The 254-nt window shown below is 54.7% G+C and carries 1 protein-coding gene; it reads left to right on the top strand.

Features of this window, described 5'->3' with window-relative positions; translation table 11 throughout:
* Window positions 1–52: 52 nt before the first annotated feature.
* The coding region (locus MXD62_RS09130; protein WP_248828939.1) for a hypothetical protein at window positions 53–254 on the top strand (202 nt) is incomplete at its 3' end.

Here is a 254-nt window from a genome sequence, read left to right as displayed (position 1 = left end):
AAGCCAACACCACGAACTGCCAAACAGAAGAGAGCAAGGCGCCTCCCGGCAAATGAAAAAGAAAGACAGCAAGGTAACCATCGCCTTTGCCAGCACAGGGCTGTTGGGACTCGCTGCCCTGATTGGTTTCTTCCTCGATGCAAAGCTGATTGGGTTCGTCACAGGGGTGCTCGCCTTGCTTTCCTTTTTCATCGGGCTAGGCAGGCAGGCAGGCGCCCATCGAAAGGTCGGGGAAACAGAGCAAGAGCAAATCT

It is taken from the genome of Frankia sp. Mgl5 (assembly GCF_023242985.1).
Classification (GTDB): Bacteria; Actinomycetota; Actinomycetes; order Frankiales; family Frankiaceae; genus Parafrankia; species Parafrankia soli.
The sequence above is the reverse complement of the archived record's forward strand: the minus strand, read 5'-3'. Positions and strand labels throughout refer to the sequence as shown.